Source organism: Halomicronema sp. CCY15110 (assembly GCF_016888165.1).
Taxonomy (GTDB): Bacteria; Cyanobacteriota; Cyanobacteriia; order Phormidesmidales; family Phormidesmidaceae; genus Halomicronema.
On record NZ_JACSWC010000412.1, the window covers coordinates 1 to 24,601 of the forward strand.

The 24,601-nt window shown below is 53.1% G+C and carries 21 protein-coding genes and 2 pseudogenes; 9 read left to right on the forward strand and 14 right to left on the reverse strand.

Going from position 1 to position 24,601, the window contains the following annotated elements; all coding sequences use genetic code 11:
* The first annotated feature begins 82 nt into the window (after window positions 1-82).
* A complete protein-coding gene (locus tag JUK32_RS21330) occupies window positions 83-1,255 on the forward strand; it encodes a lipopolysaccharide assembly protein LapB (RefSeq protein WP_204140889.1) in 1,173 nt (390 codons plus the stop codon).
* A gap of 205 nt (window positions 1,256-1,460) precedes the next feature.
* Here the strand turns inward: JUK32_RS21330 and JUK32_RS21335 are convergent, their stop codons facing one another.
* The 3 genes from JUK32_RS21335 to JUK32_RS21345 all read right to left on the reverse strand — a co-directional run bounded on the left by JUK32_RS21335 (window position 1,461) and on the right by JUK32_RS21345 (window position 3,899).
* Window positions 1,461-2,456 (reverse strand): heme o synthase, encoded by a 996-nt coding sequence (locus JUK32_RS21335; protein WP_204140890.1) that lies wholly within the window; start codon window positions 2,454-2,456, stop codon window positions 1,461-1,463.
* A gap of 90 nt (window positions 2,457-2,546) precedes the next feature.
* Window positions 2,547-3,521 carry a heme A synthase gene (locus tag JUK32_RS21340; RefSeq protein ID WP_204140891.1) on the reverse strand — a complete coding sequence of 325 codons (975 nt, stop codon included), beginning with the start codon at window positions 3,519-3,521 and terminating at the stop codon, window positions 2,547-2,549.
* A 162-nt stretch (window positions 3,522-3,683) separates the two neighbouring features.
* Window positions 3,684-3,899, reverse strand: a complete 216-nt coding sequence (locus JUK32_RS21345) for a hypothetical protein (protein ID WP_204140892.1) — start codon at window positions 3,897-3,899, stop codon at window positions 3,684-3,686.
* A gap of 98 nt (window positions 3,900-3,997) precedes the next feature.
* Here JUK32_RS21345 and JUK32_RS21350 point away from each other — a divergent pair, with 98 nt between their 5' ends.
* The gene (locus JUK32_RS21350; RefSeq protein WP_204140893.1) at window positions 3,998-5,668 is read left to right on the forward strand and encodes an alpha-amylase; all 1,671 of its coding nucleotides are present in this window, start codon (window positions 3,998-4,000) and stop codon (window positions 5,666-5,668) included.
* A 49-nt stretch (window positions 5,669-5,717) separates the two neighbouring features.
* Here the strand turns inward: JUK32_RS21350 and JUK32_RS21355 are convergent, their stop codons facing one another.
* Window positions 5,718-7,304 (reverse strand): hypothetical protein, encoded by a 1,587-nt coding sequence (locus JUK32_RS21355; protein ID WP_204140894.1) that lies wholly within the window; start codon window positions 7,302-7,304, stop codon window positions 5,718-5,720.
* A gap of 521 nt (window positions 7,305-7,825) precedes the next feature.
* Window positions 7,826-8,749 carry an isopenicillin N synthase family oxygenase gene (locus JUK32_RS21360; protein WP_204140895.1) on the reverse strand — a complete coding sequence of 308 codons (924 nt, stop codon included), beginning with the start codon at window positions 8,747-8,749 and terminating at the stop codon, window positions 7,826-7,828.
* Between the two features lie 109 nt (window positions 8,750-8,858).
* Here JUK32_RS21360 and pdeM point away from each other — a divergent pair, with 109 nt between their 5' ends.
* Window positions 8,859-9,509 carry a ligase-associated DNA damage response endonuclease PdeM gene (gene pdeM, locus JUK32_RS21365; protein ID WP_204140896.1) on the forward strand — a complete coding sequence of 217 codons (651 nt, stop codon included), beginning with the start codon at window positions 8,859-8,861 and terminating at the stop codon, window positions 9,507-9,509.
* A gap of 108 nt (window positions 9,510-9,617) precedes the next feature.
* Here pdeM and JUK32_RS21370 read toward each other — a convergent pair whose 3' ends face one another.
* The 6 genes and pseudogenes from JUK32_RS21370 to JUK32_RS21395 form a co-directional block, all read right to left on the reverse strand.
* Window positions 9,618-11,093, reverse strand: a complete 1,476-nt coding sequence (locus JUK32_RS21370; protein ID WP_204140897.1) for a mechanosensitive ion channel domain-containing protein — start codon at window positions 11,091-11,093, stop codon at window positions 9,618-9,620.
* Between the two features lie 340 nt (window positions 11,094-11,433).
* Window positions 11,434-12,150, reverse strand: coding sequence for a heme oxygenase (biliverdin-producing) (locus tag JUK32_RS21375; RefSeq protein WP_204140898.1), 717 nt, complete (start codon window positions 12,148-12,150; stop codon window positions 11,434-11,436).
* Window positions 12,151-12,368: 218 nt separating this feature from the next.
* Window positions 12,369-12,509, reverse strand: a complete 141-nt coding sequence (locus JUK32_RS28815) for a hypothetical protein (protein WP_204140908.1) — start codon at window positions 12,507-12,509, stop codon at window positions 12,369-12,371.
* A 42-nt stretch (window positions 12,510-12,551) separates the two neighbouring features.
* Complete coding sequence (locus JUK32_RS28820; protein WP_204140899.1) at window positions 12,552-12,761, reverse strand: hypothetical protein; 210 nt, start codon at window positions 12,759-12,761, stop codon at window positions 12,552-12,554.
* 76 nt (window positions 12,762-12,837) lie between these two features.
* Window positions 12,838-13,293: a hypothetical protein gene (locus tag JUK32_RS21390; protein WP_204140900.1), complete on the reverse strand. Its 456-nt coding sequence runs from the start codon at window positions 13,291-13,293 to the stop codon at window positions 12,838-12,840.
* Window positions 13,284-13,532 (reverse strand): annotated as a pseudogene (locus JUK32_RS21395) (IS630 transposase-related protein); the annotation flags it as partial. The gene JUK32_RS21390 and the pseudogene JUK32_RS21395, both read right to left, overlap by 10 nt.
* A gap of 252 nt (window positions 13,533-13,784) precedes the next feature.
* Between JUK32_RS21395 and JUK32_RS28825 the strand changes: the two are divergent.
* Both JUK32_RS28825 and JUK32_RS28830 read left to right on the forward strand, forming a co-directional pair.
* Window positions 13,785-15,425: pseudogene (locus tag JUK32_RS28825) on the forward strand (phosphatidylglycerol lysyltransferase domain-containing protein); the annotation flags it as partial.
* 54 nt (window positions 15,426-15,479) lie between these two features.
* Window positions 15,480-16,394 (forward strand): lysylphosphatidylglycerol synthase domain-containing protein, encoded by a 915-nt coding sequence (locus tag JUK32_RS28830; RefSeq protein ID WP_375541596.1) that lies wholly within the window; start codon window positions 15,480-15,482, stop codon window positions 16,392-16,394.
* A gap of 353 nt (window positions 16,395-16,747) precedes the next feature.
* On the opposite strand, the gene JUK32_RS21405 is transcribed toward JUK32_RS28830, so the two are convergent.
* Together JUK32_RS21405 and JUK32_RS21410 are read right to left on the reverse strand one after the other, a co-directional pair.
* The gene (locus JUK32_RS21405) at window positions 16,748-16,960 is read right to left on the reverse strand and encodes a hypothetical protein (protein ID WP_204140902.1); all 213 of its coding nucleotides are present in this window, start codon (window positions 16,958-16,960) and stop codon (window positions 16,748-16,750) included.
* Window positions 16,961-17,024: 64 nt separating this feature from the next.
* Window positions 17,025-17,246 (reverse strand): helix-turn-helix transcriptional regulator, encoded by a 222-nt coding sequence (locus JUK32_RS21410; protein WP_204140903.1) that lies wholly within the window; start codon window positions 17,244-17,246, stop codon window positions 17,025-17,027.
* A 170-nt stretch (window positions 17,247-17,416) separates the two neighbouring features.
* Here JUK32_RS21410 and JUK32_RS21415 point away from each other — a divergent pair, with 170 nt between their 5' ends.
* The 3 genes from JUK32_RS21415 to JUK32_RS21425 all read left to right on the forward strand — a co-directional run bounded on the left by JUK32_RS21415 (window position 17,417) and on the right by JUK32_RS21425 (window position 19,990).
* Complete coding sequence (locus JUK32_RS21415; RefSeq protein WP_204140904.1) at window positions 17,417-17,698, forward strand: hypothetical protein; 282 nt, start codon at window positions 17,417-17,419, stop codon at window positions 17,696-17,698.
* A gap of 167 nt (window positions 17,699-17,865) precedes the next feature.
* Window positions 17,866-19,143, forward strand: a complete 1,278-nt coding sequence (locus tag JUK32_RS21420; RefSeq protein ID WP_204140905.1) for an McrC family protein — start codon at window positions 17,866-17,868, stop codon at window positions 19,141-19,143.
* Between the two features lie 19 nt (window positions 19,144-19,162).
* On the forward strand, window positions 19,163-19,990 hold the full coding sequence (locus tag JUK32_RS21425) for an McrB family protein (RefSeq protein WP_204140906.1): 828 nt from the start codon (window positions 19,163-19,165) through the stop codon (window positions 19,988-19,990).
* A gap of 17 nt (window positions 19,991-20,007) precedes the next feature.
* Here JUK32_RS21425 and JUK32_RS21430 read toward each other — a convergent pair whose 3' ends face one another.
* Complete coding sequence (locus JUK32_RS21430; protein ID WP_204140907.1) at window positions 20,008-23,733, reverse strand: NB-ARC domain-containing protein; 3,726 nt, start codon at window positions 23,731-23,733, stop codon at window positions 20,008-20,010.
* A 177-nt stretch (window positions 23,734-23,910) separates the two neighbouring features.
* Here JUK32_RS21430 and JUK32_RS28835 point away from each other — a divergent pair, with 177 nt between their 5' ends.
* Window positions 23,911-24,165: an NfeD family protein gene (locus tag JUK32_RS28835; protein ID WP_375541597.1), complete on the forward strand. Its 255-nt coding sequence runs from the start codon at window positions 23,911-23,913 to the stop codon at window positions 24,163-24,165.
* The last annotated feature ends 436 nt before the right edge of the window (window positions 24,166-24,601 follow it).

Sequence of the window (24,601 nt, forward strand, 5' to 3'; positions counted from 1 at the left end):
GCGGGACCAGGCATTCGACGTCAGCCTCTAAAACTCACTCCTTAAGGGTATATGCATTTCCGCTATGCGGTACTAGATTGTGATGGAACCTTTAAGCAGCGAATACTTCTACTATTTCTACCTATTCGCGAAACATGAGCCAGGAATCTGGACTATGCTCGTTGGGCGCAAAATCAATCATACGGAGTACGGGGCCGGCAAAATCGTCGAAGTTGTTCCGCGTGACAATTACATCCCGCTGGTTAAGGTCAAATTTACGGCCGACCAAGAACTACGTACTTTTAACGCCACAATGTTCAAGTCTAATAAAATCTGTCATCTTGATGTACCCGTTGAGTTAGAAGCCAGCCTTTATAGTTGGAAAGCAAAGCTCGACAAGTTACGCTTGGAAACCGAAAAGCGTAAGAACGCGCTGGCGGAACTCAAACTTCTAGGAGATAAGTATCACGTCCCGTTGAGAAGCCTTATTAACGATGAAGAACCTAATGCAATTGCATCTGTACTGGCAAAAATCGACGATGGGCAGCTCTTAACTGACAACGAAACTGCGTTACTAGAGGAGGAGGGGCTTTTCAACCTCCTGGCGGTAGTAGCGCTCAAACCTTTAGGAGATAAGTATCATGTCTCGTTGAAAAGCCTCATTAACGATGAAGGACACACCACAGTTACTCCTGTATTGATAAAAATCGACGACGGGCAGCTCCTAACTGACAACGAAACCGCGTTACTGAAGGAGAAGGGGCTTTTCAACGTCCTGGCAACTTACCATTATCGCAATTATCGAAAGAATCAGGATCCTTGGCTCTTAGTGAAAGCATCGAGTGAGCTTAGGAAAGCGAGCCTTCCGGATAAGGCAATTGAAATTACTTCTATACTTGACGAAATGCAGATTCCAGAGGCCCGGCCTCTTTCGGCACTTTGGACAACCCGTGGGGGAGCACTGAAAGACACAGGCAGACTGGACGAAGCTATCCGTTGCGGTAAAAAAGCTATTACACTTCTTCCCAGCAGCTTCCATCCATATAACCTTCTAGGCTCGATTTTCTATGAGCGCGAGGAATTCGAGCAAGGTCAAAAATACTTTGATCAGGCCTTGGAATTAGGCTCTCCTGCAAGGTCACAGGAATATGAATTGCGCGCAACCATGAAACGCGCGACGCCGGAGCAGCGCCGGGCAATTGTAGAGTTTCTGTTGCGCACTGATCCCGCGCGCTTTAGCTGGGCAAAAACTTTTTCATGGGAAATCGCAACCTAAAATCCCGTTGAGCGAGCGAATATTTGTCCTGCGCCACCACCACTGCGAACCTTAGCGACCAAAATTTCTCCGATTCTATACATATCCTTGATTGACGTAACCGCGATACCACAAACCAAAAAGGGGACGGTTCCCTGTCGGCTCAACCGAAATGGTCAAGAGTATGCCGAGGGAACCTTCCCCGATGAGGGCGATAGGTTTTTGATTATACGCCCGTTAATAGCGGCATCAAGACGCTGGCAAATTCGTAGACCTGGTGGCTGAGCGCCGCGATCGCTGAGCGGGTGACGGGCAGGCTATCTACCACCATCGCAGCCGACAGGGCCATCATGTAAAGGATGGAGTATTTGAACAGGGATTTGGCTTGGTCGCGATCGCTGGGAGCCTGCAATAAGCCCCAGGCCTTGCGGAGAAAGATCCACCCGAGGTAAAGGGCGATCGCGCCGTAAACCCAGCCCGTGGCATGCAGCGGCACCGTCATCAATAAAGTAATGGGCACTAGCACCAGCGTGTAGGCCCAAATCTGTTTGGCGGTGGCTTCATCTCCAGCGACCACCGGCAACATCGGCACCCCGACCTTGGCATAGTCATCTTGAATCACGAGCGCCAAGGCCCAAAAGTGCGGCGGGGTCCAAATAAAGACGATGGCAAAGAATAGCCAGGCAGCCAAGCTGAGTTCGCCGGTGACAGCCGCCCAACCCACTAATGGAGGGACTGCGCCTGCTGCGCCGCCAATCACGATGTTCTGGGTCGAAGAGCGCTTGAGCCAGTGGGTATAAACGCCAACATATAAAGCAATGCCCACCATTTCCAGCGTGGCACTGAGGACGTTGGCAACCAGCGTTTGTAAGGCAAAGGCGATCGCGGCTAGCACCACCGCGAAAATCAGCGCGTCGCGGAGCTGAATGCGACCGGACGGAATGGGGCGATGTCGGGTGCGCTCCATATCAAAGTCGATATCGCGATCGTAGATGCAATTAATCGACTGCGCCGAGGCGGCGGCGAGGGCTCCCGTCAGCAGGGTCATGATGAGCAACAGGGGATCAACGGTGCCCTGAGCCGCAACCAGCATACTGGCGGCAGTTTCAATGAGTAAAAGGGGGATGATTCTGGGCTTCGTGAGTTGCCAATAGCTGCGGCAAACTTGCCAAAAGCTGTCGTGGTGGGGCGTGGAACTCTGCCAAGTGGGAGAAGTCTGCATGTGCAGTGAATCCTTTAAAGATGAGAAAGCAAGTATTGAAATTAGGACGATCGCCGACTCTTGGTGGCTGCCCCTCCAGTGAGTAGCGGGTTAAACCGTTGAAGCTAGTCGCGAGGCCTCCTCAGCCAAGACCGCCGGGGTCGGTTGGCGATCGCGCCAAGCCAAGACGGTAAAGGCCGTCAACGCGGCGGTCAGGGTCGCCCCGACCGTATGGTGAGTGATGGTTAGCGGTTCGACTTGTAGATGGAGCTGCAAGGTGGCAATGCCCAGCACAATCTGGCCTGCCAGCAACGTGCCAATCAGCAGCGTGAGTCGCCGCAACCAGGGGTGCAACGCCGGAGTGCGCCAAGACACTAGCAGTAAGCCAAAAATCGCGACAGTGGGGGGAACCACGCCAATCAAGTGACTATCCATCACTTGACACAATTGCGCGCCACCGAGGCATTGATGGGCGGCCCACCGCGAGCCGACCAGCGCCCCCAGCAGGCATTGGATGTACACCAGTCCCGTGGCGATCGCGCCGATGAAAGGCAACCTGCCCGAAGTGCCCAGCCCTTGATAAGGCGTCAAGCCCAGCCCAATCACTAGCAACGTTAACAAAAAGGCGAGGGCCGTGCCTAAATGAGCGGTGACGATATCAAATCGCAGTAGCTCAGTCACGGTCAGGCCGCCTAGCGCCCCCTGCACCATGATCAACAGCACTGCGCCGACCGTGGCCCAGGGCAGCCAAGCCGGCACATCGCGCCGACACCACCAAGCCTGTGCCGCTAGCCAGAGGGAGGTCAGGCCAATCAAAGAGGCATCCAGACGGTGAAACCATTCCAAAAAGACCTGGAGGTTCATTTGCTGGCTCGGCACCAGTTGGCCATAACAGAGCGGCCAGTCGGGACAGGCCAGCCCCGCATTCATGACGCGGGTGGCACTCCCCACAGCCATCAGCGCCAACGTAGCGATCGCGAGTTTCCAAATTAGCCGACGAATCCGCACCGGGGCGGCAACTCGCTGATCGGCCCTAAATAAATGTTGTAATCGTGGAGCTGTCTCAAAAGGGATGTTGGCTGACATATAAATTAAACGTGCGATCCAGAACCCTTTAACCCGGTGGCAGCAAACCATCAAACATGATTGACAGCGCTGTTGTATCCGGGGTGGATTGGTATCACTTTAGGAAGAGTGATTTTAATTCCTTGAAAGCTTTAGGGTTTTCTTCGGAATTTATGGAAAGATTCAACAACTCTTGTAACGTTTCATGAACTTCAGGGCGATTCTGGTAGCTGAGGCAACAAAACGTTGCGGGTGCAGCCGTTGATTTGATGTCGGGGCGATCGCGGCAAAATTCTGGAACATTTTGCCGCGATCGCCCCAAATATCCAGCTGTCGATTAAATTTGACCAACATGGCAGCCATTTTTGCCGTGCCCCGCTTCGGCCCTGCTGTGATCATGGGCGGGCTGGGTGAGTGGATTTTCTCGCTGCTCATAATGGCGAATGACTATCGCCCTGACCTCGAATGCCTCTGTCCTTCACCCTGGTGTCAGCTTTATGTCTACTCCGTTTCAGCAACTTAAAGATAACTTTCGCGCGATCGGCAAAGACCTCCAGGGCGAAACCCTGCAAGCTGCCGAGCATGCCCTGAAGGATTGGGTCGCCACCAATGCCGCCGCGATCGCCGCTAAAAAGGCCCCGGCTGAGTTCAACGGCACCCTGATGCAGTGGTTTCACTGGTATATCGAGCCCGATGGCACCCACTGGCAGAAGCTCCAGCAAGACGCTTCCATGCTGGCCAACGCCGGTTTTACCGCCCTGTGGCTGCCCCCCGCTTACAAAGGCATCGGTGGCAGCTACGACGTGGGCTACGGCATTTATGACCTGTTTGACCTGGGCGAATTTGACCAGCGCGACACGATTCGCACCAAATACGGCACCAAAGATGAATACGTCAATGCGGTGCAAACCTGCCGCCAAAACGGCATCCAGATTTATGCCGATGTGGTGTTCAACCACAAAATGGCCGCCGACTACGAAGAAGAATTTGCCGCGATCCCCTACGATCCCCAAAATCGCAATCAGCCCCTCGGCGGGCCGCGCCAGATCAAAGCATGGACGGGTTTCGACTTTCGCGGCACCAACGGCACCGGGGGCCGCGGCGACCAATATTCCACCATGAAGTGGCACTGGTATCACTTCGACTCAGTGGATTACAACAGCGCTGATCCCGACTTCAAAGCGGTTTGGAAAATGGCCGACAAAAGCTTTGAAACCAAGGTCGATTTGGAGCGGGGTAACTACGACTACCTGATGGGCAGCGACCTGGATATGAACCACCCCGAAGTCAAAGGCGAGTTGAAGTATTGGGGTGAGTGGATGCTGGATGACATTGGTGCGGACGGCTTTCGTCTCGACGCCATCAAGCACATCAATGGTGACTTCTTTAACGAATGGCTGGATCATCTCGAAGCCCATACCGGGCGTGATCTGTTTTGCGTCGGCGAATATTGGACTTACGACTTTGGCACGTTGAGTTGGTACATCGGCAATGCCGGGGGACGGCTCAATCTATTTGACGCGCCGCTGCACCACAACTTCCATAAAGCCAGCAAGGCGGGCGGCAACTACGACCTGCGGCGGATCTTTGATGGCAGCTTGATGAAAGAGTTGCCCTTATTCGCCGTTACTCTGGTCGAAAATCACGACACGCAACCGTTGCAAGCCCTGGAATCCATTGTCGAATCTTGGTTTAAGCCGTTGGCCTACGCCATCATTTTGCTGCGGGAGCAGGGCTATCCCTGCGTTTTCTACGCTGACTACTATGGTGCGCATTATCGCGATCGCGCCCCCGACGGCAACGAGTACGAAATTTGGATGGATTCCCATCAGTGGATCATCGATCGCCTCTTGTTTGCCCGCGTGAACTTCGCCTACGGCCCGCAATACGACTACATCGATCACTTCAACACGATCGGCTGGACGCGACTCGGCTCCGAGCAGCATCCCTACGCGATGGCCGTGATTCTCAGTGACGGGCCAGCGGGCAGCAAATGGATGGAAGTCGGCAAGCCCAATCGGCCGTTCTATGACATTACCGGCCACATCAAAGGGCCGATTCATACCAATGAGTACGGATGGGCCGAATTTCACTGCAACGGGGGTTCAGTGTCCGTCTGGGTGGAACAAAATCCGCTGTTGGCTCAGCCCGATGCGCTCGGGAGTTGACGTTTCTGTTAGGGCATCGCTGGCGCTTGAGATGACGGGTGGTGCAGGCTCAGCTGAATGAGGGCAAGAAGGTCAGCATCACCTGCCAGCGCAGGGTCAGCGCAGGCGGCTTCAGGTCGGGAAATAGATCGTCTTGGGGCGACCACAGTTGGACGGGCTGAGGGGCCATGAGGCTAGCCAGGAGGGGCGATCGCGCCGCCACCGTTTGATTAATGATGGTGGTTAACCGCTCGACCGACCAGATGGTGCCCTGGGGTGGCAGCACCGTTGAGAGGTGTAGTAAATCGGTCGCCGCCAACGTCGGCGTGGTGGTGATCCATTCACTGGTCGCGACATCCAGGGCCGCGATCGCCTGACTGTCCGATAGCAACACCAATTGGCCCTGACTCATCAAAGTGCCCGACTGCCAAGGCCGGCCTGACCGCAGTTGCTGGGCTGACAGCCCCCCCATCAGCGGCATATATTCCTGGCTGGCTTGAATCCATAGCCATTTAACTTGGTTACACAGGTCGGACAGGGCTAGTGGCGCGTGGCCCAGCGTCAATCCCCCGATCGCAGACTCCAACCGCACAGTCAGCACTGTCTCTAACAATGCCTGTGGCGTCAGGTCAGGATGCGCCCGGGTATCATCCACAATGCGCTGGCTCAATTCCTGGTGGTGCAGGGTTTGCAGCGCCGTTGTTAAAGCCTCCGGTTCCACAAAATCCAGTTCCGAATCCAGCGTCCACGGGTAAGCCGGGGCTGGCACATCCAAAACCGCGGTGCGAGTTTCCACCACCGTGGCTGGAGGGGGGGCGGCTTGCCAAACTCGCGCGGTGGGCAAGCCCGTCGCCGCCCCATCAGGCAGGGGCATTTCCAGCAGGGTGGGCTCGGGGGCGGTGACCTGCATCGTCAGGGGCATCAGGGGTAACAGGAGTCGCGCTTGAGCGGTCATCCAGTCAGTATCTGGCAGACAGAGTTGGACGGTCACCCCGGCAAACCAAGGACACAGGCCGGGCACTAGGGCGATGCTGCGATCGCGGATTTGGGTTTGCAAGGTCGCCGCCGCTACCCAGGGAGCCGTGGGCAGATCGAGCAGCTGCATGGATGCTGCTGGGGCCACCGCCGGGACTAGCGACCCCCAACTCTGGGTCGTCAGATCGAGCGTGTACGTGACCGCCGCGCTTTGAATTTCCAGCATGGGGACTAGCCGAATACCGTAAACCTGAGGCCAGTCATGAATATTGGCGGCCACACCTTCGAGCAGTTGCATGGCCATGGGGGCACTAGCCGCGATCGCCCACAACCAATCGGCACTCAACTCAGTCAACAGACGCGGAGCACTAGCGCTGAGTCCTTCGGCCGCAACCTCCCCCGCCGTCGCGAGCGGCGGCTCTCTTTGGAGCGCTTCTAGCAGTTCTTCGGCCTCATCCGTGACGTAGGGTAGCAGCGCCTCGGGCGTCTGTGGCTGATCGGTCGGCCAGCCGCTGTCTGCCGCCGTCAACGTGTGCAAAATTTTCTGCAATGCTGCCGTTTTTTGGTGCACCTCGTCGCTGGGCGTCATGGGCACAATCACCGCCGCTACCGGATCTTCAGGCTGGCATAATCCTTGAAAGAACTGGTAACCCGTCAGTGTCGAAGCAGAATTAGAAGACATCGCGTTAAGTCAAAGCTGAAGAATAAACCGTCGGCCGGTGAGCGTAAGCGCCACCTTAAACGGGCGGCTGGCAAGGGCGGAGGCAAAGCCACCAACTCAATTACCCCCCCCCCTGACCCTGACGGCAACGAATAGACCCGCCAGCAGCCTGGGCAAAGATGCTTGACGAGGCTTGAAACCGCCAGGCGTCAAAGCCCAGAGAAAACCTGCTTGGCAGTAACGGGCCGGGCAAAAACTTACTGGGCTCGACTTTGGGGGCTCAGCCAACGCCAGTAATCGCCCCCATTCTAAGAGCGATCTTTCCATCAGTCCGGGCGTTTCACCGTTTGTAAAGTAAACATCTATGACTGGTTTCAGTTCGCTGGGAAAATGTATCCGCCGCTGAGGAGCCATGCCCCCCCAGACGGGCCGCGCGCCGCCATTGCCATACCGCCACAGTCAACAATTTTTTGGCGATCGCTGGGCCTGACCGAGAGACCACAAGAGCCTTCACCCAGCAGCTCGGCCACCTCATGTGTGCTTTAGGTCAAGCCAATTTCGTACAGGCGCTGTTGCAAGTATTCGCCAGCTGTGATCTGCGGAAAGCGCGACACCCCACCCGTGCGGGCGACGCAACCAGGACGCGGCGACAAGTCAGTTTCCGGGCGAGGGTGGACAAAAAACGGTAACGAGAAGCGCCGATCGCGATCGTTGTTCGGGTTCATCACCCGGTGAGTTGTGCTTTTGAATAGGCCATTGGTCAGGTTTTGCAGCATGTCTCCCGTATCGACAATGATTTGTCCCGGAATAGCGGCGATCGGCAGCCAAGTCCCGTCCGCCTGCTGTAATTCCAAGCCGGGGGCCGTCGCTTCGCAGAGCAACGTAATCAGGTTAATGTCTTCGTGGGCGGCCGCTCGCATCTGCGCCGGGGGGGAATCCGGCGACACGGGCGGATAATGCAGCACTCGCAACAGGGTTGGACTATCTACCGTCGCTTGGGCCAGCGCTGCCCTGGGCAAATCGAGATACAGCGCACAAGCTTCGAGCAAGATCTGAGCACAGCAATCGAGTTGGGCAAATAATGCCTGCATTGCGGGCTCAAAGGCGGGCACCTCGGCGGGCCAGAGGTTAGCCGGGAGCGTGTGTTCTGGCCCAATGTGCCAAAATTCCTTGAGGTCGGGGTAAGGGGAATCCTTGGCATGTTCGCGCCCAAAGGCCGTGAACCCGCGCTGACCCTGTAGCGCCCGATCTTCGTACTGTTGTTTAATGCTGGTGGGCAGCGTAAACACGGCCTCGGCGGTCTCATACGCGTCTTGAATCAGCGCGGGCTGAATGTCGTGTTTGATGAGCGCGAAAAAGCCGATCGTTCCCAAAGCCTCACCCAACTGCCGGACAAAAGCATTTTGCTGGGCCAACGTGCCCCGCAAAAACTGCTGGAGACTTAAAACAGGAATGGTTTGGGCCATGGATTATCCATAAGGGCAGCGATTGCGCACCCATCACTTTAACGAGATTTACCCCACCCCAAACAGGCAAACGCTGTGGCACAGTAAAAAACGTTAAGTCACCAATCTTATGGAAACGGTTGTCCTTCAGAATCAAACGCTGACCCTGCTGCCTGAAAAAGCGGTCTATCTGCCCCAACAGGCCGCTCTACTGGTTTCCGATGTGCATTTGGGTAAATCAGAAACCTTTCAACATTTCGGCATTCCCATCCCCAGTCAAGTCAATCAAGCCACTCTACAGCGCCTCCAGCAAGCCCAGCGCCGCACCCAAGCCGAGCAACTCTTCATCCTCGGCGATTTATTTCACGCTCGGGCGGGCATGGTGGATGCCGTGATTGACGCCTGGCTGAAGTTCTTAGCCACCACTCAGCTAGAGGCGCACCTCATTCTCGGCAACCACGATCGCCCCCTCGCCGCCGAACTCTCGCAGTTTTCCCTGACCTGCTACACCGAGCCAATTGATCTGGACAATCTGCTACTGAGTCACGAGCCGTTACCCGACAATGACGCCTTAAATGTGTGTGGCCACGTCCATCCCTGTGTGCAGATTGGCGGCAAAGGCGATCGCCTGCGGCTACCGTGCTTTTATTGGGAAGCCGCCCTCAATCGCCTCACCCTACCGTCATTTGGCGACTTTACCGGGGGCTACACCGTCCCTCTGACCGCTGAAACCACCGCTTATGCGATCGCCGACGGGGCCATTGTGGCCTTTAGCCGCTAGTGGTTCGTCAACTTTAACTTGATGAGTCGTGAGCGGAGGCATTATCCGTTAGCAGGAAGACGGGTAAAGTACATCACATCGCCCCCCAAATAGGGGGCGGCAATAGCTTCAGGGATTGTGCGGAAAGAACAACTTATCCAGTTGTTTCTTAACCCAAACCACAGGGTTTTTATCATAGTCACTATTGATTAAACCCAACTCCCTTAGACGACGCTTTTGTTGAGTAATCTCAACCTCATGACGGCTCATTTCAGTCACAATGCAGTCGTACAGTTTCGGTTGACTTTGCAATATTTGCTTAAAGCCACCGGGACTAATCGCAAACACAGTCGTTTCTTCAACCGCCCCAACTGTGACAGTTCTAGGCACACCGAGCATGAGTGAAAACTCGCCAATGAACTGCCCTGACGTTAACACAGTGGGTTGGTCATATCCTTGCATATAATAACTCAAAGAACCAGACAAAATAATATAAAATGCATCCCCCGGCTCCCCTTCTTTGTACAGAATTTCCCCTGCTTCTAAACGTCGACGATGGCCAACTTCTACTAGCTTGCGCAATTCAACTGAGCTGGATTCGCTGAAATAAGGAATCGCTTTGAGTAAATCACGAGTTGCCACCGGCTTCGTCCAGATGTCACTGGATATCGTTGGCGAATTTTGTAAGTTCGTATGGTGTGAGTAGTTCTCGACCGAAGAGCTAAGCACGATATTCGGATTGCGATGCCAAATGTCGTAACGAGGGGAAGCGAGGCGAATTTGATGCTGTCGAAGATTTTGCTCAATAATAAATCTGAGAGAACTTTCAGTTTTATACTTCAGATCAACGCGGTTTACCCAGACCCAGAGTACAAAATCTAACGAATACTCACCGAAGCCGATGAAGTAGGCTTCTGGAGCATATTCATAGGATACAGTCTCCTCTAAATAGGCAGAGTCAAGCAGGGTTTCAAGCACTGCTACGGCGTCGCTTTCGTGGGGAACGCTGACATAAACTGTGACCCAGCCTTTGGTGTTCTGATAAGTCCAATTAATGACTTTATTGCCAGAAAGTTCACTATTAGGAATCACAATATGCCGCTTGGTATATGTGCGAATCACCGTCGATCGCAGGGAAATCTCTACAATATATCCACTGAGATCTTCTAGTTCAATAAAATCACCGACTTTGAGCTTGTGCTCGATCAATAGGGACAGGCCACTAATGAAGTTACGGACTAAATCTTGAAAGGCGAAGCCAATGCCGATGCCAAAACTGCCGACCAAAACGGCAATCGAGGTGAAATTAACCCCCAAGGTTTGCAAAAGTACCAAGCAGAAGAGAGCACTGAGGCCGTAGCTAGTAATCGTAGCGACTGATTCTCGTACGCCTTGATTGAGCCCTAATCGCTGTAAAACAAATTCTGACAGAACTTTTTTAAAGAGGACGGCGAAAATAATCGTTAGGAGAATAGCCAGCATAAACTCAGCGATCGCGCTGAGTGTCAAAACACCATTTCCCACGCGGAGAAACGGCGTATTCACGGCCCGCTGAATGGTTTCGACTAAATTATTGAACGCAACCACTATAAATGAAGAAATCATGGGTGGATAAATGATGCCATTTTTAGCGCCTCACAAATCAACCAACTATTGACAGGGGCACTGACGGTTGAGGAATACTGGACACCAATGCTGATGGAGACACCGGTTCACTGACTGTCAACCGTGAGCCCTGGGGGAACGGAAGATATTATTACGTTGCCTCGTGGAAAATGGAACGATCAAACTCACCGCAGCAACCCTTGAGCTTTGTCGGCTATAGTCAGCCGTGTTTTTGCCCGACCCTAAGTTTTGTAAAGTTGGCTGACATTAAAAAGCCGACTACTCGTTGGGCAGTCGGCTTTTGATCAGAGTCATCAGGCGCAGGAATTTCCGCTGCGACCTATTCCGCGGTGGCCAGCTCAGTGCTACCGCGACGGCGGCGGCTGGTCAAAGTGTTGAATAGCATTTGCCCGATCGCTTTCACCAAGTTGCCTTCTAGCTCTTGGAACATTTCCATATTCACACCAAAGGCATCGTTGGCTTCTTCCACGATTTGATTAGCGAGGGCTTCGCTCACCTCAATCTCATCCAGAGATTGACGATAGGTGACTTTGAACGCCTTTTCATCGTCAATTTCGTCAAACTCGTAAAACGCGGTGCCTTCGCCTTCGGCAAGGTTCATGGCTCGCTGAGCGATGCCCTTGAGAATTTGGCCGCCAGACAGGTCACCTAAATAACGCGTGTAGGAATGACCGATTAGCAACTCGGGCTGGGTGTTGGAAACTTCGCGGATGCGATCGACATACTTTTGCCCCGCTGGGGAAGTGCTAACCTGATCACGCCAGTTAGCACCATAGTAGTAGTGCAGATCGGTTTCTAGACTTTGCTTGCGATGCAGCTCAGGGAAGTAGATCTTGGACACCACGGGGTGATCTTTGTGGCGCTCTAACTCCTCTTCCATGGCAGTGTAAGCAAAGTAGAAGTTAGCGACGAGCTTGCGATAGGAGTTCTTTTCCACTACGCCGCGCAAAAAGCACCGGACAAAGCCAACATTTTCGGCCATGGTATGGGCTTTTTTGGTACCTTCTCGAAGCTGACTTGCTAGGTTGCTGCTCATACTAAATAATCCAGTGTGTATTCAGACAAAAATTGGGTGACAGGTTCTAAAAGAAGATTTAACGTCATAACCGTTACAGTAAGGGGTTTTGATGAGAGTTTTCATTACATTTTTTTACGCTCGGATCTAAGTACAGGGCAAAAGTTTGAGTGTGTGGCGAAAGTCCTCTTCAGAGAGTGGAGAGGGATGGAGTGGAAGCTGACGAAGATCGGGGAGTCCTAAACCTGTAGAGATGCGTTGTCGTGATGGAGGCAATACCCGATTGCCCCAATATGATTTTCTAGCTGCTTGGAAAAGGACAGGGTCTTGCGGACTAACCTTGATACTCGTGGCCGTGGGGGGCAATTGCAGCGCTCGATCCGATTCGTTTGACTACTGTCTTGGCCGACTGCCCGATGTCGTTAGCTGGGGAGCACCCTCTGGTCAGCCTCCCCAAAATCGCTGTAGCAGACAGCGCACTGCCGATAGACCGGCGGCAAGCATTGCCAGAGCACTCTCGCCCTTGCTTGGGAGCGATCGCCGACAAGCATCCCCACAATCTCACGGGTATCTCGGGTGAAATTGTCAATATCAAGGGTGCGGCTGCGGGTATCGACTCGCAGTTGATCCACAGCAGCCAGAATTTGGGGATGGTCGAGCCAGTCGATGAAGCTGATATAGAGGCGGTTTTGCTGGGCTTCGAGGGCTTCAATGCGGGCTTGATCGCTGGGGGTCGCTGGAGTTCGGTGCCGATGAGCAGCACGTCGTCGTAGAGGGCCAGCACGTCTTCCTCCGGTTGCCAGAAGTTTGGGCGTTGCGCTGCACGTCGTCCAGGTAATCGTCGAGTTCTTGCACTTTCAGCCGGTCGAGGACGCGCTGGGCTTCGAGGATGCGGTCTTGTTGCAGCAGCAGGTCGGCCAGCAAGCGATAGTCGGCGGCGACGGTGTCGGTGAAGGACTGCTGGAGGTCAGTTTCCAGGCCGCGAATGTCGCCCCGAATGGCCTCCCGCACCTCCACGCTAGCTTTGAGGAAAACAATCGCCGGTTCCGGTTGATTTTGGCGGTTGGGCAGTTGACCGGTTTTACTAAGAATTGAGAACTGGGTATCGATGATGGCATCGCGATCGTATTGCTGAAGGCACTGACGCTCCCGGGCTAGGAACACTGGTCGTTGCCGATGGTCGCGCTGACGGTAGCGGAACTGTCTTTAAAAACGGTGATGCAATGTCGTTGGAGGGCAAAGCCCATCGCCCTAGGATGCACCCCAAAGTCTTGGGCTCGGTCTTGCAAGCGCGCCTCGGGATAGTCCCGGATATGTTGTCGCAGGGCATCGGGGACGAGTTTACGGCGGCGTTGGGGGAGCACGGTCTGCTCTAGAGAGGGGCGGTTGCAAGACCGGTAAAGGGTCGCCGGACTGACTTAGAAGAGGGTCGCGGGGGCTTTGACCGAGTGACCTTCATGCACCCGAGTCATGACCCGTTGACAGAGAGCTAAACTGTAAGCCATCAATTCCTATTCTTATCTAGAACTAATACATTACGGGTTAGCCAGACTGCCTTATAAAGGCCCAGTTCGGCTTCATGCACTGAAGGGGAACGCCATAAAGATTAGGTCATCGCTGTGTTGGGCCAACCTGGAAATCAGCCGAACTCTGAAATGACCCGTTTCGGCATCGGGTCAGCGGTGGCCCTGACCGCATTAGTGGGATTGGTCAACCTATGGTCAGCGGTAACCCCGAGCTTGCCGCAGCGGGTCGATTGGCTGCGGCAATTTATGCCGTTTGAAGTCAGAGCCGAAGCCCATTTATTTGCTGCTTTGAGCGGGTTTTTTCTGCTCATGCTCTCGGCTCAGTTGCTGCGTCGCAAACGATTGGCCTGGTGGTTAACCGTGGGGCTACTGGTGGTTTCGATCTTGAGCCATTTGGTGAAAGGCTTGGACTACGAAGAGGGTTTATTGTCTCTGGTGCTGCTGCTGCAACTGCTGTGGCTGCGGCCCATCTTCACGGCCCAATCCGATCGCCCCTCGATCATTCGGGGATTGCGGGCCTTGCTAGGGGCCATGCTCTTCATCCTGGCCTACGGCACCTTAGGCTTTTGGCTGCTAGATACGCACTATGCGACCCCCTTCAGCCTACCGGAGGCGATCGGTCAAACTCTGGCCATGTTTTTTACCTTTGATAACTGGGGGCTGCAACCAACGACCCGCTTTGGTCACTACTTTGCCGATTCGCTTTATATGATTAGCACCGTCACGCTGCTTTATGCTGCCTGGATGCTGTTTCGTCCGGTGATTTTTCGCGGTGCTGCTAGTGAGTCAGAACGGCAGCGTGCCCAAAGTATTGTCGAAGCTCATGGCGGCTCATCGCTGGCGCGATTTGCCCTACTCGACGATAAGTCCTATTACTTCAGTCTGTCGGGACAGTCGGTGATTGCCTATGTGCCCAAGGGGCGCGGCGCGGTGGCCTTAGGCGACCCGATTGGGCCTGAGAGCGATCGCGCCGAAGCTATCCTCGGGTTTCGGGAGTTTTGCGATCGCAACGACTGGCATCCTGCCTTTTACCAAACTCTGCCCGATGGCCTAGAGGTCTACCAGTCTCTCGGGTTTCGCACCCTCAAAATCGGCGAAGAAGCGACGGTTGATTTACATCAGTTCACCTTAGAAGGCAAAGCCGGGCGCAACCTGCGCACCGCCATGAACAAGTTCACCAAGCAAGGCTACCGGTTGCAGTACGACGCGCCCCCCATCAGCGATGACCTGCTGGCCGAGTTGCGGGTGATTAGCGATGCCTGGCTGGCGCATATGGAGGGAGCCGAAAAGAAGTTTTCCCTCGGCTGGTTTGACCACGACTACCTGCGAGATTGCGAGATTGCCGTCGTCGAAGATATCCACGGCATCCCCATCGCCTTTGCCAATCTGGTGCCGGAATACCAGCGCAACGAAGCCACCATTGACCTGATGCGCCATTTGCCGGATGTGGAGCGGGGGGCGATGGATTTTCTATTGACCTCGCTGTTGCAGCACTGCAAGGAACAGCACTATGACGGCTTCAACCTGGGGCTGGTGATTTTCTCAGGGGTGGGAGACACCCCAGCAGCGCCTCGGTTAGAGAAGGGCGTTCACTACCTTTATGACCACCTGAATCAGTTCTACAACGTGCAGGGCTTACGGGCTTACAAGGACAAGTTTCATCCTCACTGGGAGTCGCGCTACTTTGTCTACTCGCGGCTGGCGGATTTGCCGGACGTAGTGGTGGCGCTAGTGCGGGCTGATTCCGGCGATCGCCTGCAAGACTATTTTGGTGCCCAGTTCCTCAGCACGGCACTGACCAGCGTCCTGAAGCGTCTCTCTCACGTGGTCCCGATTTTGCTCAGTATTGGGCTGTTTGCCCTGTCGATTTGGGCGATTACCAGCGAAGTCCGCAAGTATCCACCCCAGTCTATTCTCAACGGTATCGCCGCGATTCCCCCCTGGGCTTTGGCGCTATCGGTCGTTCTGATGGTGCTTAACTACGGTTTCCTGACCGGCTATGATGCGCTGGCGGCGAGGTTTGTTCGCCATCCCTTGCCCTATGGTCAAACCGCGCTGGTTGCGGTGATTAGCTATGCCATTAGCAACAGTGTGGGCTTGGCTTTGCTCAGCGGCAGCGCCATTCGCTATCGCTTCTATGCTAAGTGGGGCCTGACCCCCGGCAAAATCGGCCAAATTATCGCCTTTTGCAACCTCAGCTTTTGGATTGGCCTGTTTGCTGTGGGCGGGATTGTGTTTGCCCTGGAACCGCTATCCGTTCCAGGAATCCTGCATTTGCCCTTCGATACGGTGCAGCCGCTGGGGGGGCTGTTTTTGGTACTCACTATGGCGTATTTGATTTTGAGCAGCGTCAGTCAGCGATCGCTCAAAATCAAGGGCTGGGTGCTGCCCCACCTGCCCTTGCCCCTATCCCTGGCGCAGATTGTTGTGACCTCTGGCGATTGGGCTTTAGCGGCAGCGGTGCTGTATGTGCTGCTGCCCGCCCACCCTGATCTGAACTACTTCATCTTTTTCGGTAGCTACCTGCTGGCCCAGATTGCCGGGATTATCAGCAATGTACCTGGTGGTTTGGGGGTGTTTGAAACGGTATTGATTTTGCTGATCTCACCGCCTATCCCGTCGGATCAGCTATTGGGCGCACTGCTGGTATACCGAGGAATCTATTACTTTTTGCCGCTACTGCTGGGGGTCGTGTTGCTGGCATTCCATGAGATCCAACAACGCCGTCACGTGGATTGAAAGGCACGCTTCCTTCACACATCAAAAGCCCAACTTTGGACGACAGTATTGTGTGAACGATTGCTTAACGGCTAACTTGCTGTGCAGATGACAGGAAATTGTTGTCGGCGGCATCAAAGCGTCATCAACGACACGAATGTGTAATCGATGACAAGTAAAGCGTTACTCAATATCAAAAATATGGGCGATACTGGGTTCGAACCAGTGACCTCTTCCGTGTGAAGGAAATCCTGGGTCCCTGAAAACCTTTCCCGGGAAGGCTTTCAGTTTTGACTATTCTTTTTCATAGTCAGTCAATAGTCAAAAACTCTAACTTCATCATTCCTTTACGTTGAGGTTTCTCCCCCGATAGCCTATCGAGACTTGCGTTGATTGTTTCTTTTGGCTTTATCAATGACTGCTTGAATCTCAGCATCTAGAGCAGCTTGTTCCTTTTGCAGCTTGGCCTGTAGCTCAGTTTTTTGTGCTCTCAAGCGCCTAGCACCCTCTGGGTTGAATTGCTCTCCGATATAATTTGCTGGGTTTTCTTCAGGAAAATCCTCGAAGTATTCAGACCATTCACCCATCACAATCTCCACTCAACTGCTCTAAAGATGCCCCTGTTCTACATAAAAACAACTCAAACGGAACTCAATCAGTTTCCTCATCAGAAACGTACCTGATGAAATCGCCAGGTTGTGCATCGAAGGCCTTACAGATGGCATCCTGAGTTTCTTTGGACGGAAATGCATCAGGGTGATTGTAGAGCCGATATGCAGTCGGCTGAGACAACCCTGTGATCTTCCAAAACTCATAAGCATTCTTGCAACCCTGAGCTTGAGCAAATTCGGCAATGGTGTTGACAATCCCCATGCCATGACAGTATCACCGCTATGGGATGGATACCTTTACGGCATAACTGCTTTCATGAAATGATAGTAGTCGCCTGACGACAATCCTGTCGTCAGGCGATGAAATGTCAAAACCCAACCCTGTAGCCTGGAAAACTCAAGGGCTGGGCAACTCGCTATGGAGTCTAACCAATGATGACAGAAACAAAGCAGTCTGAAGCATGGGTTGAGCATGATGTTGCCTATATGGTGCCTAAGACGGAAGCTCAGCCGTTGATTGACTTGAGAGACAAACCATCACCGGATATTTTGCGGGTGTTGGCGATCGGCAGTCCTCAAGTGGTTCATTCCTGTGTCTTGACGCTGTATCGACTGGGATATGCCCGTCCTGAGGAATGGTCACAGCCGTTGCCCACGGTGAACCCTGGCGAGGTCATGAGAATCTTGACTAAACGGAGTGGGCCAGCAGACTAAAAGACAACACCTTGGAGACAAGCTCAGGGCATCCCTGGGCTTGTTTTTTCTGTTTGGGAAGACTGAACACAGCAGCAGCCCTGAATTTTATGAATGAGGGTGACAGGAAGGTCGTGATGCAAGCTGGGACTAAGACAAGGCAGATTCTGACACTTTTTGAGTATGAGGTGACCGATAACCTGACTGATAGAGATGTTCGCCTTCTGAATCGGTTATCTCAAACTGCTGGGCAGGAGCTTCTCAAACCCATCATCCGCCAAGGCCAAGTCTGCTTTCAGGCCAGGCAGTTTGTGGGAATTGTCCGGCTAGGCAACCGCACCCTACAGATTTTGCCCAAGATATATCAGTCAGAGGAACGTGATGTCAGTATTGCAGAGGCTAGCCGCAACCTCCTGTGGATGCTGGACTATGCAGGGCATCTCAGCATTAAGGAAAATGACCTGGCGGCTATGCAGCAGGCCCAAGATTGGTTTGAAATCCTGATTTATTTCTTTGCGACCCATCTCAAGCGGCAATGGCTCAGGGGAGCCCCTCGTAACTATCAAGCGGTCGATGCGGTGCTACCAGTCTTGAAGGGTAAATGGCGCATCCCGGCACAGATGCGGCGACCGGAGCAAAAGCACCGATTTGCCGTAACGTACGATGAATTTACCACTGATAATCCGCTCAATCGGATTTTTCGCTATGTCGTCGAGCTGCTGTGGAAACTGACCAGAGATGGCAACAACAGGCAGCTACTATCCGATTTGCGCTACTGGATGGATGAGGTGACGCTGCTGCCCGCGATCGCCCTCCAAGATGCCCAGACGGTCAAGCTCACGCGGCTGAATCAGCAGTACGAACCGCTACTCAATCTAGCGATGCTGTTCTTACAAAATCTGGGTTTAGAGCTATCCGCCCATGATCAGACAGCTTTCGCGTTTCTCTTCGATATGAATCAACTGTTTGAAGGCTTTCTGACAGGATTTTTGCAACGCCATCGCCGCGAGATTTTGCCCGCAGCGCTCAGCGATTGCCAATTGCTACCCCAGGGCCGCCAAGCAGTTTGCCATTTGGCTCAGGTTCAGAACCGTCGAGTCTTCAGGTTGAAACCAGATCTGGTGTTGCGCGATCGCGACTACTATCCCCGATTGCTGGATTTTAAGTACAAGCGGCTCAATCCGAGCGATCGCAAGCTGGGAATTTCAGAAGCGGACTTCTACCAGATGTATGCCTACCTCAATCGGTTTCAGGCTCCTCAAGTTACGCTGGTCTATCCCCAAACGGCTGGCATGGCAGCACCCATCCGCTCTTGCTTCTCGCTCGAGGGCAGCTCAGGAGAAATTCGAGCGGTAACGGTGAATTTGCTGAGAGATCTGACCGCAAAAGGGGCACACAAAGAATTGATCGCAGAGCTACGGCAGATATTGGAGCAGACTGACGGAGGAAGGCGAAGGCTACGTTGAGGTCAAGTTAGCCAACGTTTTGGATGAATTGGAACATCCCGAGGAGTCACAGCCGGACATCTCGGATTACCTGCGGTTTGTGACCTTCCACCAATCGTTTGCCTATGAAGAGTTTGTGGAAGGCTTGAAGCCGGTGACAACTGATGACGGTCAAGTGCTGTATCGAGTGGAAAACGGCATCTTTAAGGAACTCTGTCACCGCGCCCAGAATGACCCTGACCATAAGTATCTCCTGGTCATTGATGAAATTAACCGAGCGAACATCGCCAAGGTCTTTGGCGAGCTGATCACGCTGATTGAGGACGATAAGCGTTTGGATGAAGAACACGAGATTACGGTTCAACTGCCCTACTCCAAGGAAACCTTTGGGGTGCCGGAAAACCTGCTGATTTTGGGCACGATGAACACCGCTGATCGCTCCATTGCTCTGCTAGATATTGCGTTGCGGCGACGCTTCACCTTTGTAGAGCAGATGCCCGATCCTTCCCTGCTCAAATCTGTCGATGGTGTTGACCTGTCGGCGCTGCTTGACCAACTGAATCGCCGGATCACCGCTTTATTGGGCCGAGACTATCAAATCGGCCACAGCTATCTGATGGGAATTGAAACCGTTGAGGCGTTGCACTTTGCCTGGTATCGGCAGATTATGCCTCTGCTGCAAGAGTATTTCTACAACGACTGGGAGCGGCTGAAGGCTGTGGTGGGCGATCGCTTTGTGCGTCCGGCAGCGATCGATGAATCAACCCAGAAAGCTCTTGGTGATTTCTACGATCCGGAAAGCCAGTACGAGGTCCGTTCCTACAGCCCCAATCAAGAATTTCTGGATGCTTTGATGGTAATCATGTAAAAGCTGCTGAAGTATTCTCACCACTGCCGCCCCACATCCCGAAGTGCATAGGTTGTTTCCATAATCGCCTCCTCGCCCCCCAGCGCGAAAATAGCGTCACTGAGTGAAGGCATCAGTTCTAAAATCTTGTCCCTCGTCAGGTATGACAAGGTTTGCAGAATTGAGCATGTGACAGAAGGCCCTAAAACACTTAGGTCTAAACGAGGAAGAAGTTCTAGAAAGGCTTCAGCCCTGTAGAACTCAATCGAAATCGTAAAACTGATGTCCAGGATTGGAGCTAATAGTTCTTGGGGCACTAATGGTGCAATCTCATAGATAGCGATACTTCTCCTACGCTCGTCTTGAATCTCTGCAAGTGTTCTGATCGCGTCTGTCCAGATATCTGGTTGCGCTACTGCGAATGCTGCAAGGGCACGAGCACGATAATCTTCTTGCTCACCCGAAAAGTTGAGGGACTTCAGCAGATGCCATGTCGGCTCTAGCAATTCGGGTTGATGGCTCGATAATGCACTAAAGGCTAACAGGCGATCGTAGTCATCCCGAATTGCCTCAGCGATGTTGACAAAATCTGCGACAAATTCACTAGGTATTGACAAACTCAAGCGATAAATCGTCAGTGCCTGCTGTGTTTCATACCAAAGCTCTCGCGTTGCTTGCACAGTATCAGGCCAAAGCTCTGGCATCTTGAGCACCAGACGCTGCAGATGCTGAACCGTGTGATGAGCATGTTGAATTGCTTGCACTGTCCGTTGGGCATAGGGCCATAGTTCCGGCATCTTCGTCGCGATCCCTTCTAAAGCTGTGGCCCGATCAGCTACATCGTCAATTTTGAGAGTAGTGGTGTAAGCCTTCGGCCAATAGTCAGGATTTGAAACAGCGATTGAGCACAGGGCGATCGCCCTTTCATAGATATGCTCAATTTCTTGAGCCATTTCAACCGCCAATGGTCGAAGCGATTCAACCAGATCGGATAAGGCACACAAGCCTTTTATCGCCATTTCGGCATCACGAATGATTTGTGTATCTGCCAAGACGTCAGACCATAAAGCGGAATGCCGGATTGTTAACGCACCGAGAGCAATACACCGTCGAGATTCATGCTGAATCGCATAGCCAATGTTGATGACGTCTAGCAATAAACTTGTGGGTATATAGGGAGCTAGATTTGCAATCAGCCTAGCCTTAGCATGTTCGTGTTCAATAGATTGAACCTGAGTAATCGTTTCCGCCCACAGGCTAGGGTCTAAGGCGGCTAACGCGGCCAATGCCCATGCTCGACCATAGGTTTCTGGAATCTTTCGAACCTGGTCTAAGTTGCTACCCACAGTAGCTGCAGCCGTTTGTGGCATTCTTTGGGAGAGTGCTGCCATCCCAATTGCCCTTGAGTATGGATCCTGAACCTGAGAGGCCATTTCAAAGGCTTGAGAAAGTAAATTGTCTGGGAGAAAAGAGCTTACTTCTCGTAAGAGCGGCCCTTTATCTTTTTCGAGCTTTGCTATTTGAATAGTTGCTAGAACGGATGGCCAGAGATGAGGTCGGTATTGGGCAATAGTGCCGAGCGCTAAAACTCTTTGGTAATCCTCACCGATCGCCTCAGCCAGTTCCAACGCATCCGATCTCAATTCGGGCAGTCGGGTCGATAGCTCAATCAAAGCTATCGAGCGACAAACTCTATCTGGAATCCATCGAGCCACTTCACGAGCTTCATTAAGCAGAGTGTCAGGCAAATGAGGTAGTAGTGCTTGAAAGCTTCTTAACTGACGGCGTGGCGCAGGAGCCTGTTGAAGATGCGCTAGCCCTTGGGCTGGTTGCCAGACGCCTTCTGCTACCAAAGCGGCAATCAATTCTGACGGAAAATTACCTGCTAGCGTATTTAGCGAACCTTTGATCAGTGCGTAGCGACATTGAAGTCCTAACGATTTAGAGGGATGGTTCTTAAATTGGGTTTCAGCTAGTCGCCATGCTCTAGCAACGTCATTTGCAAAGCCCGCCACTTGATCAAGTGTGCGACAAGCAACGTACCAAGCGTTCTTGCCATCCGCGTTTTCTTCCTTTAATAGCTGATGGATTTCTTCAATCAGTCCAGCTTGCTCTAGATGCCAGGTGAGGTGAGTGTGAATGTAGCCATCATTGGGTGCGGTGTGCCATTGGCCTTCTTGCAACTTAGAACGATAGCGGTTCATCAATTGCTGATGGGCTTCCTGCAAAGTCATGCCTAACCCCGGCAGCATTCCTGGCTGATCAGGCTGCGGGTTGCCTGTGAGTAAGTGTCGCGCTACATCGTGCATCAGGTCATGGAGGCGATAGCCCACCCGCTGATCCGCTTGCCGTCCGCTAGAGAGCAGCAACGCTCGCCCCTTAAGAAATCGGAGTAGCGTTCTGGCCTGAGCGGGCTGCATATCCCACAAGGTAGCGGCCATAGTTTCGGGAATAGTGACATCCTCTGGCAAGACCCCTAACCAAGCGAACTGGTTGAGCTGTTCGGGGGGCAGTCGTTTCAAACTCAGGTTAAAAGAGGCCAGCAAGCTCAAATTGCGCTGCTTGCTGGTTTGGCTCTGGAATCCGTACCCTTGAATATCCAGTACATCTAGGTCAGCAATCTCTTGCGCTAAAGCGTCTAAGAGCTCTGCCCAGGTAGCTCCATCTTCAATTTGAGCTGCCGCCAGTTCCAACGCCAGGGGCAAATAGGCCACCGCTTTTGCCAGCGCTAGGGCTTCTTGAATGGCCGCATCGGATAACTCTTCTTGGATGGACTGTTTCAGCAGGGCGAGGGATTGCTCTGGAGTCATCACATCCAGGTCATAGCGTAGCGCCCCAGGGATACGGGCTTCTCGCGTGGTGACCAAAATGCAGCAGTCAGACCCGCCTACCCGAAACGGTTCGGCGTGGCCGGGGTCCCACACATCATCTACCACCAGCAACATGCGGCGATCGTGCAAGAGTGTGCGTAAGTGGGCCGATGCGGATGAAGGTGTTGTCGGTTTGTAGCTGTGGTCGCCCAGTTCTTGAATCCACCCGCTGAGGCAGGCCAAAATATCAGGCTGCTGCCCTAAGGTGCTCCACAAGACCCCATCAGCAAATCGTGATTGTACTGTCGGATCGTAAGCGATCGCTGATGCCAGCACCGATTTACCGATACCGCCTAACCCCTGGATGGCACTCACCACCAACGTACCGGGACGGTGGGGCGCATTCTCCAGCAGATAAGTCTTCACCGCATTCAGAGGCTCAGGCCGATCGACAAAGTAGTGAGGCAGCGGCGGCACCTGAAACGGAGCCCCTCGACGCAGTCCTGGTAGTGGAGGTGATTCTGCCGCGGCAGAATTTGATGTCGGGGTAGTAGCTTGGGGCGTTTTGAGGCTTTCCCATTGAGTTGCCGCCGTCGCGATCGCTCTGTCCGTTTCCTGCGAGGCTAGATGTAAGGCAAAATGCCATTCTTCAGAACCACGCTGATGCACTCGATAGTCTTCCAGTACCGCCAGAAAATCTTCCAAGCGATTCAAGGCCTCGCGCACTTGAGGCTTCTTTAGCGGTTTGTCAGGAAAGGTTCGCTGATTGAGTTCCAACAGCGATCGCAGTGTGGTCTGCACAATCAGAGTGGGCGGCGGTGAGTCTTGCCAGCGACAGTGTAAGCCGGGAATGTCTGATGCCAGTTCCAGCTCATGGTTGGCATAGCTCAATAAGCTTGCCAAGACCTGCAACGTGCGTTCTTTGACTTTCGGGCCTGTAGTTGCTCGGGGCATAGTGACTGACACCCGCGATCGCGCATAAAGTTTGGGGTTTCCCTTGGGGATAGCGTATACCCCAAACCCGCCCCACCCTAGCAATTTCGGGAAGATGACAGGTTTGACCGGGTGGCTTGCTTTGCAAGGGAACCCCAAATCTAGGCTGTGTCCATGTTTAGTCAACCAATCATCGCCATGAGCAACCGCACCCCACCTGCTGCTGAACTCTTAACCCGACCCGATGTGGGTGTAGTAGTCAAAACCATCACCCCTACTCAACGGGGACGTGTGCAGTACCAAGCGACCTCCTGGCCTGCTTGTCTGTACGGTGTGACAACTTCAATAACCGTAGAGCCTGATCAACCTGTAAAGATTTTGGGACGGCGGGGGCTGACCTTACTCATCCAGCCTCTTGCCTTAGAAAAAGAGGGTGAATTACCATTGCCATAATCACAGAAAACACTGGCCTGGTGAAGCTTTTTGCAGATTTAGATGCGTGTCTGTAGACGTCCAATTCTGAGATAATGCACACGCATCAATGAATAAGCTTTTCTGAAGCAAGATCGGCAAAACATCCACGGTCATTCGAATGTTTGTAGATGGATGATAGGACTTCAAAAGCCTCATTATCAAATCTCAACTTTGTTGAAACTCTCAAGAAGAAATTATGTCTTGCTAGGTAAGTGGCACTAATATCTGCTCAATCACCAGGTTATCTAGCTGGCTGGTAATCTGCTTTGCAAGTTCTACATTTTTGATGAGCACACCTAGCTCCATATTGAGGGAAAGGGCATATTCTGTCAGATTTGCACTAGTACTCGACGGCATAAATAACCATAGCCATTATGAGGTCAAAGGCTTGCCCGAATAGTTCCATTTAAAGGGC